This window comes from Comamonas odontotermitis, assembly GCF_020080045.1.
Lineage (GTDB): Bacteria > Pseudomonadota > Gammaproteobacteria > Burkholderiales > Burkholderiaceae_C > Comamonas > Comamonas odontotermitis.
In genome coordinates this window covers 367,693-381,822 of record NZ_CP083451.1, presented here as the reverse complement: position 1 = coordinate 381,822, position 14,130 = coordinate 367,693, and the positions used below count along the sequence as shown (strand labels likewise).

At 65.1% G+C, this 14,130-nt stretch carries 14 protein-coding genes; 7 read left to right on the top strand and 7 right to left on the bottom strand.

What is annotated here, in order from left to right; translation table 11 throughout:
- Positions 1-15 precede the first annotated feature (15 nt).
- From LAD35_RS01645 to LAD35_RS01635, 3 genes are all read right to left on the bottom strand, one after another.
- Positions 16-1,590, bottom strand: coding sequence for a sugar ABC transporter ATP-binding protein (locus tag LAD35_RS01645; RefSeq protein ID WP_224151031.1), 1,575 nt, complete (start codon positions 1,588-1,590; stop codon positions 16-18).
- 25 nt (positions 1,591-1,615) lie between these two features.
- Positions 1,616-2,566: a sugar ABC transporter substrate-binding protein gene (locus LAD35_RS01640; protein ID WP_224151030.1), complete on the bottom strand. Its 951-nt coding sequence runs from the start codon at positions 2,564-2,566 to the stop codon at positions 1,616-1,618.
- Positions 2,567-2,817: 251 nt separating this feature from the next.
- A complete protein-coding gene (locus tag LAD35_RS01635; protein WP_224151029.1) occupies positions 2,818-4,089 on the bottom strand; it encodes a YbfB/YjiJ family MFS transporter in 1,272 nt (423 codons plus the stop codon).
- 73 nt (positions 4,090-4,162) lie between these two features.
- Here LAD35_RS01635 and LAD35_RS01630 point away from each other — a divergent pair, with 73 nt between their 5' ends.
- From LAD35_RS01630 to pdxY, 3 genes are read left to right on the top strand one after another with little or no spacing between them, the layout of a single operon-like run.
- On the top strand, positions 4,163-5,029 hold the full coding sequence (locus LAD35_RS01630) for a LysR family transcriptional regulator (protein ID WP_224151028.1): 867 nt from the start codon (positions 4,163-4,165) through the stop codon (positions 5,027-5,029).
- A 29-nt stretch (positions 5,030-5,058) separates the two neighbouring features.
- Positions 5,059-6,111, top strand: coding sequence for an NAD(P)H-dependent flavin oxidoreductase (locus tag LAD35_RS01625; protein WP_224151027.1), 1,053 nt, complete (start codon positions 5,059-5,061; stop codon positions 6,109-6,111).
- A gap of 29 nt (positions 6,112-6,140) precedes the next feature.
- Entirely contained in the window at positions 6,141-7,016 is an 876-nt protein-coding gene (pdxY, locus tag LAD35_RS01620) for a pyridoxal kinase PdxY (RefSeq protein ID WP_224151026.1), read from the top strand.
- A 25-nt stretch (positions 7,017-7,041) separates the two neighbouring features.
- On the opposite strand, the gene LAD35_RS01615 is transcribed toward pdxY, so the two are convergent.
- From LAD35_RS01615 to LAD35_RS01600, 4 genes are all read right to left on the bottom strand, one after another.
- Entirely contained in the window at positions 7,042-8,340 is a 1,299-nt protein-coding gene (locus LAD35_RS01615) for an O-antigen ligase family protein (RefSeq protein ID WP_224151025.1), read from the bottom strand.
- Entirely contained in the window at positions 8,337-9,149 is an 813-nt protein-coding gene (locus tag LAD35_RS01610; RefSeq protein ID WP_224151024.1) for a glycosyltransferase family 2 protein, read from the bottom strand. Before LAD35_RS01610 ends, LAD35_RS01615 begins: the two co-directional genes overlap by 4 nt.
- Positions 9,150-9,356 (bottom strand): zinc-finger domain-containing protein, encoded by a 207-nt coding sequence (locus LAD35_RS01605; protein WP_224151023.1) that lies wholly within the window; start codon positions 9,354-9,356, stop codon positions 9,150-9,152.
- Positions 9,357-9,597: 241 nt separating this feature from the next.
- Positions 9,598-10,029, bottom strand: a complete 432-nt coding sequence (locus LAD35_RS01600; RefSeq protein WP_224151022.1) for a glycerate kinase — start codon at positions 10,027-10,029, stop codon at positions 9,598-9,600.
- A 222-nt stretch (positions 10,030-10,251) separates the two neighbouring features.
- Between LAD35_RS01600 and LAD35_RS01595 the strand changes: the two genes are divergently transcribed.
- From LAD35_RS01595 to LAD35_RS01580, 4 genes are all read left to right on the top strand, one after another.
- Positions 10,252-10,971, top strand: coding sequence for a MarC family protein (locus LAD35_RS01595; RefSeq protein ID WP_224151021.1), 720 nt, complete (start codon positions 10,252-10,254; stop codon positions 10,969-10,971).
- Positions 10,972-11,059: 88 nt separating this feature from the next.
- On the top strand, positions 11,060-11,494 hold the full coding sequence (locus LAD35_RS01590; RefSeq protein ID WP_224151020.1) for a pyrimidine dimer DNA glycosylase/endonuclease V: 435 nt from the start codon (positions 11,060-11,062) through the stop codon (positions 11,492-11,494).
- The gene (locus tag LAD35_RS01585; protein ID WP_224151019.1) at positions 11,491-12,960 is read left to right on the top strand and encodes a S1 family peptidase; all 1,470 of its coding nucleotides are present in this window, start codon (positions 11,491-11,493) and stop codon (positions 12,958-12,960) included. Before LAD35_RS01590 ends, LAD35_RS01585 begins: the two co-directional genes overlap by 4 nt.
- The gene (locus LAD35_RS01580; RefSeq protein WP_224151018.1) at positions 12,957-14,054 is read left to right on the top strand and encodes an FHA domain-containing protein; all 1,098 of its coding nucleotides are present in this window, start codon (positions 12,957-12,959) and stop codon (positions 14,052-14,054) included. Before LAD35_RS01585 ends, LAD35_RS01580 begins: the two co-directional genes overlap by 4 nt.
- The last annotated feature ends 76 nt before the right edge of the window (positions 14,055-14,130 follow it).

Here is a 14,130-nt window from a genome sequence, read left to right as displayed (position 1 = left end):
AATCAATGCAGCGGCTCACGCCGCCAGGGTTGCGCCGGCGGTGCCGGTATTGCCAAATGCCGCGGCCAGCAGTTGCTGGTCCGTCCACTCGCCACGTTCAAATACGGCCACCAACTGGCCGTTGTGCATCACACCGATGCGGTCGCACATGGCCATCAGCTCCCGCAGATCGCTCGACACCATCAGCACGGCCTTGCCGTCGTCGCACATGCGATCCACCTCGTGGTAGATATCAGCGCGCGCGCCCACATCCACGCCGCGTGTGGGTTCGTCCAGCAGCAGCACATCGCAGGGCTGGTGCAGCCAGCGGGCAAACACCACCTTCTGCTGGTTGCCGCCACTCAAGGTGGAAACGGCCTGCTCCGGCCCGCGCGAACGGATGCGCAGCCGCTCGATGAAGTGCTGCGCCACTGCGCTCTCCTGCGCGCGCTGCAGCCAGCCTGCGCGAGCCACCTTGCGCATGCCTGCGAGCGTGGTGTTGGCGCGTATGGATTGCGACAGCAGCAGGCCTTGCGACTTGCGGTCTTCCGTCACCAGGCCAATGCCCGCTCGGATGGCATCGACCGGATTGCGCCAGTTGGGCGTAACGCTTGCAGACGTGCGAGCACCTGCCGCACCCGCTGGCCCGGCATGCACGGTGATCTCGCCCGCATCGGCACGGTCGGCACCAAACAGCAGGCGCGCCAGTTCGGTACGGCCCGAGCCCACGAGACCAGCCAGGCCCATGATCTCGCCCGCATACAGATCCAGGCTCACACCGCGCACCAGCCTGCCGCGCTGCATGTTTCTGGCCGACAGGCGCAGCGCGCCGCGCGCACGGCGCGGGCGGCCTTCGTTGTCCTGCACGGCGTGGCCCACCATGCGCTCCACCAGCTCGTGCTCCTGCACACCTGCCATGGGGCGCACATCCACCAGTCGGCCATCGCGCAGCACCGCCACACGGTCAGCAATGCGCTGCAGCTCTTCGAGCCGGTGCGACACATAGACCAGCGCCACACCGCGCGCCTTGAGCAGCGCAATCTGCTCGAACAGGTGCTCGGTTTCCTTGGGCGTGAGCATGGCGGTGGGCTCGTCGAGCACCAGAACGCGCGTGCCGTCCCGCAGATTGCGGGCAATTTCCACCATCTGCTGCTGGCCAATACCCAGCTGCGACACCGGTGTGTCGGGGTCGATGCCAGTCATGCCAATCTTGGCCAGTTGCTCCACAGCCAGGGCGCGCATGGCGGTGTGATCCAGCCAGCCCATATGGTGGGGCAGGCGGCCCAGCAGCAGGTTTTCCGCCACCGACAGCGTCGGGATCAGGCCCAGCTCCTGCATCACCATGCGCACGCCGTGGTGCTCTGCATCGCGCCGCGACGCGGGTGCAAAGGGCTGGCCATCGAGCTGCATGCTGCCCTGCGACGGATCGGTCAGACCGCACAGGATCTTGGACAAGGTGCTCTTGCCCGCCCCGTTCTCGCCGGTCAGCGCCAGCACTTCGCCCGCATGCAGATCCAGGCTCACGCCCTGCAGCACTGTGGTGCCGGAATAGGCTTTGCCAATGTCTTGCAGGCGAACGCGCGGCGTGCCTGGGTTTTCCATCGCATTCATGGCCGTTGTACCGTTTGCGCAGCGCTTATTTGGTGTTCTTGGTAACCAGCACCACATCGGTCTTTACCTCGGTGGGCATGTCGTTCTGCTTTTTCTTCTCGGCCAGGGCCTTCAGTGCAATCTCGATACCGAATACGGCCTGTTTGGCGGCAAACTGGTCGGCAGTGGCGAGTACACGGCCGTCCTTGAGCATGGGCTTGATGGCGGCGATGTTGTCGTAACCCACCACGTCCACCTTGCCGGTGCGGCCCGAGGCCTTCACGGCTGCGACCACGCCCAGCGCCATGCTGTCGTTGCCTGCCAAGATGGCCTTGAGGTCGGGGTTTTCGCGCAGCATGCCGGCTGCCACGGTGTTGCCCTTGTCGATTTCCCACTGGCCGGACTGCACGCTCACCACGTTGATGCCTGCGGCCTTCATCGCGTCCTGAAAGCCCAGCGTGCGCTGCTGTGCGTTGAAGGTGGTCGACACGCCTTCCACAATCGCCACCTTGTCGCCGGATTTGAGCTGCTTGCCCAGGAAATCACCCACCAGCTTTGCGCCCGCACGGTTGTCGGGGCCGACGAAGGGCACACTCAGCTCCTTGCTCTTCAAGGCATCGGCGTCCAGCTTGTTGTCGATATTGATCACCAGCACGCCCTTGTCGGCCGCGGCCTTGAGCGTCGGCACCAGCGCCTTGGAGTCAGCCGGTGCAATCACGATGGCGTTGACGCGCTGCGCCACCATCTGCTCGACCATCTTGATCTGGGCTGCGGTATCGGTCTCGTCCTTGATGCCATTGGCCAGCAGGGTGTACTCGGAGGCATGCGCCTTCTGGTGCGCCTTGGCGCCATCTTCCATGGTGCGGAAGAATTCATTGGCCAGCGACTTCATCACCAGCGCCACCTTGGGCTTGTCAGCTGCAGCAGCGTTATGGGAGAAACCAGCCACGGCAGCCAGGGCCAGCGCAGCAGTCAGGGTACGGCGGGAAAAGCGCATGAGAGTCTCCAGAAAAATAGGTATGCAAATGCGGCTCTGCAAAAGTACAACCATGGCAGTTACCGCAAGAAGCCGCATGTTTGCATGACGCAAACGTTTGCGCACCGGAGTTTACCCCAAGGTTACACCCCGGTTACCAAAATCCACCGACTCTGTTTTTGATAGCTGCCAGCGCTTGTCAGTGAAATGCGGACAGCATATTTCTCCGCCGAGACAAAGCCGCGAGGCGCGTGGAATTGCCCGGACTGCCGTCACATGCTGCGCTGCGGATGGCGCGCCATCATCCAGGCATACAGCAGCATGCCCAGCACCAGCGCACCTGCGGCCACCGCCAGCCCGTAGGCAAAGCCGGTCTGGGTATTGGCGGTGTGGGCGAGCATGTAGGCCACCATGGGCGGGCCCAGGATCTGCCCCAGGCCATAGGCGGCGGTGAGCAGGCCTGGAAAGCTGCTGATGGCAGCGGGCCATATGCGCCGTGCCTCCTGCAGTGCAAAGAAGGTAATGGTGGTGAACGGCAGCCCCAGCAAGAGGCTGCCCAGTGCAAAACCCACGGGCGTGGGCCAGACAAAGCTGATGACAATCGACAGCGCCTGAATGCCATAGCCTGCCATCAGCAGCTTGCGCCTGTCCCACTGCATGGGCACATGGGTCGACAGGTAGGCACCCAGTGCCACGCCACCGCCAAACATGGGCCAGAACAGATCGGGCCAGACGGAGCCTTGCGGCAATGCGCCACGGGCAATCACTGGCAGGTAGGTGGCAGTGACGATATAGCCCAGCCCGGCAAAGCTGTAGGCTGCGGTGAGCAGGGCCCGGTCGAGCGGCCCTTCGGCTGCAGGCGCCACTGCTGCACCCGGCTGCGCGGCGGGCAGCGGCGCAAGCGCACCCCGCACCACAGGCAGTACGAGCAGCCAGAAGAGCCCTGCCAGCAGCGCAAACACCAGCCAGCCGCTGACCGCATGCCAGCCTGCCGTCACCATGCCGCTGGTGGCCAGGCCCGTCACCAGGATGCCCAGGCCCGGCCCGCAGAACACCAGCCCGCCCAGCGCAGGCCTGCCCAGATGCGCCAGTTGCGACATGCACCACAAGGTGATGTTGAGGAACACCACGGCACTTGCCACACCCGACACAAACCGCAGGCTGGCCCAGGCGGCTGGCCATTGCAGCGCCATGGCAGCCGTCAGCACTGCGGTGAAAAACAGCCACCAGCGCACCATGCGCGCCGGGTGCCAGCGCTGCACCACACCCCTGGCCACCCAGGGCAGTGCCATGCACACGAGCGAGCCGACAAAGTAGCCGATATAGTTGCTCATCGCCAGCCAGCTGCCCTGGGCCAGGGTGACAGTGCCATCGTGCAGCATCATCGGCAGCAGCGGCGTGAAGGCAAAACGCCCGATGCCCATGGCCGATGCCATGGCAATCATGCCGGCAATGGCCACCAGCCAGGGCCGCTGACTCAGGGCGGAAGCAGTGGATACCGATGCCGAAGACACGGCAGAAGATGCGGGTGCAGAGATGGACATGGCTCTATCTATCTTTTTTTGAGATTAAATGATAAATTACCATTCCATAAAAAGATAGATATTTTTACCAGCCATGCTCGATCTTGCCTCGCTCTCCATTTTTCTGCAGGTTGCCGAAGCGGGCAGCATCACGCGTGCCGCGCAGCAGTTGGGGCGCGTGCAGTCCAATGTGACGACGCGCATCCAGCAGTTGGAGGAATCCCTGGGCGTGCCGCTCTTTGTGCGCGAGGCCCGGCGCATGGTGCTGACTCCCGAAGGCCTGCGCCTGCAGCGCTACGCCGGGCAGTTGCTGTCGCTGGCCGAAGAGGCCGAGCAGAACCTGCGCGCCGATGCGCCGAGCGGCCGGCTGCGCCTGGGCTCGATGGAAAGCACCGCCGCCGTGCGCCTGCCGCAGCCGCTGGCGCAGTTCCACCGCAGCCATCCCGATGTGCAACTGGTGCTGTCAACCGCGCCCTCGCGCCAGCTGGTGGAGCAGTTGCTGGACCACGCGCTGGACGCCGCCCTGGTGGCCTGGCCGGCCCCCGACCTGGGCGAGCCACTGCCGCTGACGCTGGAGCCCCTGTACGAAGAGCCGCTGCGCCTGCTGTTGCCTGCCGGTAGCACGGAGCGCGACGCCCCGTCGACCCTGGCCGCCTTCACCGATGGTTGCACGTACCGCCGCATTGGCGAGGACTGGATGCAAAAGACGCGTGGTGCGCCTCCTGCGCAGGTGCTGCAGCTGCATTCGTACTACGCCATTCTCGCCAGCGTAGCCGCTGGCAGCGCGGTAGCCGTGGCGCCACAGGCTGTGCTCGACCTGCAACGCGACCCCTTGCCCATCACCACCTTGCCGCTGCCCCCCTGCACCACCATGTTCATCACCCGCAGTGGTTATCGCACACCGGCGGTGCAGCAATTGCTATCTGTTTTGAAATCACACCGCTCGCCAGATGCGCGATAGCGATCGTTTTGACCTTGAAGGATGACGCCATGCCAACTGCACTGATGCAACAACTGGGCCTGCACCTGCCGGTGGTGCAGGGCCCGATGACCGGGTCCGACAGCCCCGCGCTGGCGGCTGCCGTCTCCGCCTGCGGCGGGCTGGGTTCGCTCGGCTGCGGCATGCGCTCGCCCCAGGCCATGCGCGAGGCCGCTGCTGCCGTGCGCGCGCAGACGCAGCAACCCTTTGCGATGAATCTGTTCGTGCAGGCCACGCCTACACCCGATCCCGCACAGGTGCAGCGCGCCATGCAACGCCTGGCGCCGTTCTATGCGCGCTTTGGCACCGAGCCCACACTGCCCGTGCAGTGGTGCGAGGATTTTGCACAGCAGCTGGACACCCTGATCGAGTTGCGCCCCGCCGTGGCCAGTTTCACTTTCGGGATTCTGGAGGCAGCCCAGGTGCAGCGCCTGCATGCCGCAGGCATTGCCGTATGGGGCACCGCCACCACGGTGGCCGAGGCGCTGGCCTGGCAGGCCGTGGGCGCCGATGCGGTGATCGCCAGCGGCCTCGAAGCTGGTGGCCACCGAGGCACCTTCCTGGCCGACTACGCCTCGTCGATGGTCGCCACACTGCCGCTGGTGCGCGATTGCGTGCTGCAGTTGCAAGTGCCGGTGATTGCCGCAGGCGGCATCATGGATGGCGCGGGCATTGCCGCTGCGCTCGCGCTGGGCGCGCAGGCCGTGCAAATGGGCACGGCCTTCCTCGTCTGCCCGGAATCGGCCATCAACGCCGCATACCGCGCCGCACTGGCCGGAGCCCATGCGACGGACACCGTCACCACGCGCACCATCTCGGGCCGCCCGGCACGCGGTGTCCGCAATGCCATGATCAGCGCGCTGGAGCCCGACGAAGCCGATATTCCGGCCTACCCGGTCCAGAACGCGCTGACAGGCGCACTGCGCAAGCTCGCTGGTGCAGCGGGCGATGCGCAATACCTGTCGCTTTGGGCCGGGCAGGGCGTGGCGCAGGCGCGCGCCCTGCCTGCCGCACAGCTTTTACAGCACCTGCAAGACGAGTGGCGCGCCGCTGGCGGACAATAGGCGCTCTCTTTTTTACAAGGATTGCCGCTGTGAGCACCCCTGCCAAACCCATCATCCTGTCCATCCAATCCCACGTGGCCTGGGGCTATGTGGGCAACTCGGCGGCGGTGTTCGCGCTGCAGCGCCTGGGTTTTGAGGTGCTGCAGGTGCACACGGTGCTGTTTTCCAACCACACGGGCTATGGCCAGTTTCGCGGCCAGATCCTGAGCGCAGAGCACATCCAGAGCATCCTGACCGGCCTGCGCGAGCGTGGCGTGCTGCACAAGGTGAGCGCGGTGCTGTCGGGCTACCTGGGCAATGCGGAAACCGGCAGCGTCATTCTCGACGCGGTGGGCGACATCCGGCACGCCAACCCGCAACTGCGCTACCTGTGCGATCCGGTGATGGGTGATGTCGGGCGCGGCCTGTTCGTGAACCCTGCCATCCCCAATTTCCTGCGCGACCAGGCCATTCCGTTTGCCAACATCATCACGCCCAACCAGTTTGAATTCGAGTTGCTGACCGGCGCCAAGCTCGCCAGCGTTGGCGAAGCCGTCGCCGTGGCCCGCCAGTTGCGTGGCCGTGGGCCGGACACCATCATCATCACCAGCCTGGCCACACCCGACATCGCGGCCGACCAGCTTGGCACGCTGGCCGTCAACGGCACAGGCGCCTGGCTGGTGACCACGCCCCGCATCGACCTGCATCCGCTGCCCAATGGCATGGGCGATGTGTTTGCCGCCACCCTGCTGGGCCGGCTGGTGGACGGGAAAGCCCTGCCACAGGCCCTGGAGCTGGCAACGGCCACCCTGTATTCGCTGGTGAAGGCCACAACACCCGGCTCGCGCGATCTGCCACTGATTGCCGAGCAGATGCAACTGGTGGAGCCTGCCGCGCACTTTGCTGCACAGGCAATTGCACCGTGAGGATTGCGTCGTGAGCGATCAGCCCTCAGGGCTTTTGAGGACCGCACGCCAAAGATAGTGCGCGCTCACGCCCAATCAGCGCACCCAGCAACACCACCAGCATGTATACATAGAACATATGCCCGCTGTTATGGGCAAAGAAGACCTGGGTCAGGCCGAAACCCATGTAGCACAGCGGCACCATCGTGCCCAGCATGCGCAGATAGAGAATCTGGCGATCCATCGGCGTGCCAGGGCACTGGGCCATGCGCCGCTGCGTGGGCCAGAAGATGGCCAGCGGCACTGCATAGAAAACCAGAAGCAGCACCACGCCAATGAGCCCGCGCTTGGCAAACATGTCCAGCACCTCATTGTGCGCATGGTCGTAGCCCAGCACCGACGCGCTGGCACGCCCCGCCTGCACGCGGCGCTCCTTTTCATCGATATAACCCTGCAAACCCCAGCCGGTCAGCGGCTTGTCGCGCCCCATCTCCCAGGCCAGCTGCCAGTGCGCCAGCCGCTGGCCCACCGAGGTCTGCGCGGCGCCCTGGTGCTGCTCCTGGTACTGCTCCACCTCGGTCACTGCCGTGTGGTAGCGCTGCGCCATCTCTGCGCCCTTGACGGCCACCAACCCACCGATGCCGATGACTGCAGCCACCAGCCCCAGGCTCACGGGTTTGCGCAGGCCGCAGCGCCACAGCATCAACGCCCCCATCAGCAGCACCACGGGCAGCACGATCCAGCTGCCGCGCGTATCCGACAGAACAACCGCCAGCAGGCCAAACAGGCTGCACACCAGTCCCAGCGCGCGCTGCCAGGCCGCCAGCGAGCGCCACAGCAGCAATACGCCAAAGCAGCAGCCCAGCGCCAGAATGAGCGCCAGACCGCTGAACTGGATTGCATTGGTAAAGCCATTGGCCCGGTGCGCGTCGGTCCATCCCGCCTGCCAGGCGGCCACCAGGCCTGCGCCCAGGGCACCGGCCAGCATGCCCCAGCCCAGCGGGCGTACCTTGGGCGCATACAGTTGCAGGAAGCCCAGGCCGGCAATGGCGAAGAGGTACTTGTAGAACTGGTCGTTGCGCGGCTTGAGCGACCAGCCATCAAAGCTCAATGACCACAACACGCCCATGACAGCAATCAGGCTGCCCAGCAGCACGGCCCGCCGGTCCCAGGGCTGGCCCCACCACTGGCGCACGAACACCAGCGCGGCCAGCGCCAGCACCGCAGCCCCGACCGAATAGCCCGAAGGCACGGACAGTGCCACGCCCGGCACCAGGAAAGCGGCCAGCTGGCTGGCCCGCAAGGCCAGCGTGGATGCAGGCGGCACGGCCGCCGCGCGCGTCATCGGCGTACGTCTCCGCTCAGGTAAGGTCGGTCGTAGGCCAGCGCCACATAGCGGAAAAAGCTCTCCAGCGCGACGAACACGCAGTACAGAAAGCCCGCGCCGCCGCACAGAAAGCCGAAATGCAGGATATAGAGGCGCAGAAACATCGCCACCGACGAGGCCATGCCCCGCCAGATGCCACCGCTCGCGCCTTCCTGCGCACGCTTGGCAGCGCCGAGCATGGCGTACTGGGTGAGTTTTTCCAGGCTGGAATGCACGGTATTGCGCGAGTAATGCAGCAGCGGCGTCTTCATCAGATGGCGCGGCACATCGCCGCGCGAGAGCTGCGCCTCTTCGTGCACCACGCCGGTGTATTCGCGCAGCAGGCCACGCCAGAACAGGCGCTCGACCTTGGCGGTGGAGCGCAGGTACTTCAGTTCCTTGCCAAAGGCCACCATGCGCCAGCGCACCATCCAGATGGCTTCGGTGCCCGATTGCACGATAGCCTGCAGTTCTTCGCGGAACGCGGGCGAAATGACCTCATCCGCGTCCAGAAAGAAGACGTAGTCGCCCGTGGCATGCGCGAGCAGGCGGTTGCGCTGCACGGCAAAGCCCTGCCAGTCGTCATAGCGGTAGACCTGGGCTCCCTGCTCGCAGGCGATGGCGGTGGTGCGGTCCGTACTGCCGCTGTCCACCACGATCACCTGGTCTGCAAACGAGGCGCTGCTGATGCAGGCCTTGATGTTGTCTTCCTCGTTCAGCGTCAGGATGCCAATGGTCAGCGTCAGCTTGCGGGAAGCTGCAGCACCGCCCAATGGAGAGTTTGTCACTCAATGGCCGCCGTGGAAGGTTTCACCTGCCTTGAGTCGATACACGGTGCCGCAGTACGGGCACTTGGCCTCGCCGGAGTGGCCCACGTCCAGAAAGACGCGGGGGTGGCCGTTCCACAGCTTCATATCCGCCTTGGGATTGGGACAGAACACGCCGCCCTGCGCGTTCAGATCTTTGGCCAGCAACTCAACAACTGCCTGCGTCATGGTGTTCAAACTTTCCTGTGCTTGCCAGGCGCCCCTGTGCTCTGGCAACGATCAATGATTGTGCGAGACGAGTGGCCCGGTATCTGGCACCCGTCTTCGTGCTGGGCTGAGATTTTACGTGGACGGGAGCCCGCTTTACACAATATGAGGGATTGCCTACCCCCCCGGAGTACCTGACCAAGGCAGCCGCCTGCCCTGCGTTGGACGCTGGCAAGGCACTTTTGTTACAAATTACGCGCACTCAATTCAGGTTGCCAGGGCCTGCAATGGGTGCGGGCTCCGCCACTGCAGGACGCTCCAGCGTCCATGTGCGCAGCCGTCCGCCCACAAATTCACAGGTCACGGTCGAGTCCGTGTTGTCGCGCCACACAAAGACTTCGGGCTGCTCCAGGTCCTTGGACTGGCGCAGACCGAGCGAGCGCGTCATCGCCACCACGTGCACCAGCGGCATCTGCGGCTTGAGCTTGGCGTTGAGCATGACGGCACTGGCCACATAGCCCAGCGGGCGCTCGGAAGCGCGCTTCATGATCGTCATCAAGCGGGTGAAATGCAGCATCAGCCACATCACGATGCCGCCGCCCACGGCCAGCACCCCCATCCATTTGTAATTTTGGTAAGCAGCCCCCAGCAGCACCAGCAAACCAATGGGAATCAGTATGTTTCTCCAGTTCATGGGGCGCTATTGTCCACTGCCGGGCGGGCAGTGCCAACGCCAGGGGCCAATTGACCGGGCTCCGTTGGGTAGCTGCCGAAGGTAGCTACAGCGGGCACTGCAAATTTCGACCTGCGGGCAACGTGTCCTCTTCTGGTTTGTCCCTACAACCCGGTATCTGCCTCTGGCGCGCACAGGCATTGGCTGGCATGCTTGCGCGCTATATCTTTTTGAACCGCTTTCATGTCTCTGAGTTTCGCCATCGCCTTTGCCGCCTTCAGCAAGAGTTTTCTGCTGGTGGTCGCCACCATGCTGCCCATCCTCAACCCGGTCAGCGTGTCTGCGATCTTTCTGACCCTGACCGAGGGCGCATCACACGAAACCCGGCGGGCCATTGCCACGCGCATTGCCATCAATGTCACCTTGCTGATCATCTTCTTCATGCTGATCGGCTCGTACATGCTGGAAATGTTCGGCCTGTCGATCGACATCGTGCGCCTGGGCGGGGGCCTTCTGGTGGCAGTGATCGGCTGGAACATGATCAACACCAACTCCTCCGAAGGCCGGACCGAGAAGCTGGCCGAGGCCTTCACCCCCGAGATGGCACGCCGCCGCGCCTTCTACCCGCTGACCTTTCCCCTCACCTATGGGCCCGGCAGCCTGGCCGCCACCATCACCATCGGTGTCAGCCTGCTGGACCGCAGCTCGCCCGCACTCACCGTCGTCAACGTCATCGGCGCCACGGTCGGCAGCATTGTGGTGGGCGTCATCCTGCTGGTGTGCAACCGCTATGCGGACAAGCTGCTCAAGCCGCTGGGCGAGACCGGTACCATCGTCTTCCTGCGCATCTCGGCCTTCATCCTGCTGTGCCTGGGCATACAGATTGCCTGGAGCGGCCTGGGCAACCTGATCAGCGACGCCATCGAACACGGCGTGACCGAGGCCTACAAGCTGCGCAGCTGAAGCCGTGGCACACAGTGGTTTTGAAGCAATTTCAGCACTGGCGTCCGTACCATGCGCGCAAGCACTTTTATTTTGATAGCATTCACCCATGCGTCTTTGGTCTTTGCACCCCCGGTACCTTGATCCGCAGGGCCTGGTTGCGCTGTGGCGCGAGGGCTTGCTCGCGCGCCATGTGCTCCATGGCCTCACCAAGGGCTATCGCAACCATCCCCAGCTGAACCGCTTCAAAGCCCACGCCACGCCGCAGCTGGCCATCGATGCCTACCTGTGGGCCGTGCAGCAGCAGGCCACCGAGCGCGGCTACCGTTTTGACAGCAGCAAGCTCGGCCCCAACTCCGTAGTGGCGCCCATTGCCGTCACCAGCGGCCAGATGGCCTACGAATGGGAACATCTGCTGCGCAAGCTGCAGGCACGCAACCCGGCGCTGTGGGAGCAATGGCGCCACACCACCGATCCGCAATGCCATCCTTTGCTGCAGCCGGGCCCCGGCCCGATTGCCGACTGGGAACGCCCCGAACCATGACATCCTTGACCCGAATCAACTGCTTGGCCGGTATACTGGCTGCGCTGCTGGCAGGCCCCACCATGGCGCAGCCCCAGGCCGAAGCCGCCACGCCGCTGGCCAACACCGCGCAACCGGCCCCTACCGCCGCCCACCCGCAGGCTGCGCCTGCGGACGCGGCAGCTGCAGCAACCGCCCAGCCACCATCTCGCCCGGCCGTTTCGGTCGCTGATGCACCGTTGCCGCCGCCCTCGCCCGACGCCCAGCAGGCCTACATGGCCGCGCGCGACAAACTCGTGCAGATCCGCACCCTGCGGCGCCAGACCAACACGCAAAGCAGCACCGGATCGGGCTTTTTCGTATCAGCCGATGGCCTGCTCATCACCAACTACCATGTGATCAGCCAGCTGGCGCTGGAGCCCGAACGCCACCGGGCCGTGCTGGTGGCCGTCGATGGCAAGGAAGCCCCCGTGCAGCTGCTGGCCGTGGATGCCCTGCACGACCTCGCCCTGCTGCGCATTGCCAAGGCAGACAAGGACGGCAACGCTCCCCACCACGGCGCACTTTCGCTGCGGCCCGCCAACAACCCGCTGAACGGCGGCGAGCGCATCTTTTCGCTGGGCAACCCGCTCGATGTGGGCTTTGCCATCACCGAAGGCACCTACAACGGCCTGGTGCAGCGCAGCTTCTACCCCCGCATCTTCTTTGGCGGCACGCTCAACCCCGGCATGAGCGGCGGCCCCGCCATCGACACCCAGGGCCGCGTGGTGGGCGTGAACGTGGCCAAGCGCCTGGGCGCCGAGCAGGTGAGCTTTCTGGTACCGGTGGAATTTGTCGAGCAGCTGCTCGCGCGCAGCCGCGGTGCAGAACCCGTCAAAGGCGCGCTGCATGCCGAGCTGACCCGCCAGCTCACCGAACACCAGCAGGCCCTGACCGACCGGCTGCTCGCAGGCCCGGCGCGCACCGAGCGCTACGGCCCTTACCGCGTGCCTGTGCCATCGGAGAGCCTGGCCCGCTGCTGGGGCGATGGCCGCGAGCGACGCAGCGAATCGCTGTTCGATTTCGAGCGCAGCCAGTGCCGCATCGACAGCGAAGTCTTTACCGGCGACGGCGATGTGGGCGGCCTGGGGCTGCGCTACGAGGCCTACGACGCCCCGCGCCTGAATCCCTGGCAGTTTGCCAACACCTATAGCCAGAGCTTTGCCAACGAGCCCATGCGCAAGCGCGGCAACCGCGTGCGCACCGGCTTTGAATGCCGCGAAGACTTTGTCGCGGGCGACGCCAAACTGCCACTGCGCGCCGTGGTCTGCATGTCGGCCTACCGCAAGTTCAGCGGCCTGTACGACCTGACCGTGCTGGCCGTCTCGGTAGACCAGCCGCGCCAGGGCGTACTGGGCAGGCTGAACGTGAGCGCCGTCAGTTTTGACAACGCCCAGCGCCTGGCCAGCCATTTCCTGCAAGGTTTTTCCAGTGAGAGTGCGCGATGAGCGAACACGATTACCCCGAGCTGACCGAAGTCGCGCCCGATACCGAAATGGCGGCCCTGGATGCCGCAGCCCCCGCGCAGCCCGCCGCTGCGCCGCCCGAAGGCGCCGTGCTGGAACTGGTGGAACGCGGCCACCGCCTGGCGCTCGCGCTGCCGGTGTTTGCCTGGCCCTGCACCATTGGCCGCGCCGCCACCGCCGATCTGGTGCTGACCGACACCAGCATCGCGCCCGAGCATGTGCGCCTGCACCGCAGCGGCGATGGCCAGTACGAAATCGAAGTGCTCGACAGCGTCAACGGCATCTGGCTGGGCAAGCGCCATTACAGCGCGGGGGAGCGCTGCACCTGGACGCCGGGCACCCGCCTCGTTCTGGGTCGCGGCGTACAACTGGCGCTGCGCACCGCGGCGCAACCATTGGCACCCACGCAGCGCTGGCGGCCCTTCTCGCGCGCGCAAGGCATGCTCACGGCCTTTGCGCTGGTAGCGCTTGCCCTGCTGGCAGCGCTGGAGACCTGGCTGGGCGCCACCGAGACCGGAACCATGGCGCGCCAGTTGCCATCCATGCTGCTGTGGCTGTTTGGCGGCCTGCTGGTGTGGTCTCTTCTCTGGTCGCTGATGGGCAAGCTGTTCACGGGAGCCACCGCCTTCTGGCGCCATGTCTGCATCGCCTCGGTCGGCATGGTGACCACGGCGCTGGTGGGCAAGCTGCTGTCAGCCGGCGCATTTGCATTGTCGATGCCGCTGCTGTCGCGGTTTGACTCCAGCGTGGCCATCGCCTTGCTGGTGGTAGTGCTGTGGTTCCACCTGCGCGCGGCAACCCAGGTGGGCAGCCGCACGCTTGCCATCGCCATGCTGAGCCTGCTGGTGCTGGGCGTGGGCGCCAAGCTGGGCCTGCAATGGCAATCGCAAAAGCGCCTGGGTGACGGACTGTACATGTCCAACCTCATGCCGCCGCAGTGGCGCATGGCGCCCACTGTACCGGTGGACCGCTTCGTGCAGGACACGGATTCCATCCGCCAGCAGTTGCAGACCCGCAGCCAGCTGGAAAAGGACGAAGACGAAGATGGCGCGGAGGAAGACAGCGGCCTCGACTGAGAACGCGTTTACGATCTCTACGCAGCACGGTCGCGGCGCGAGGAGATCGTGAACACGTTCTGAGACGTACTGCCTG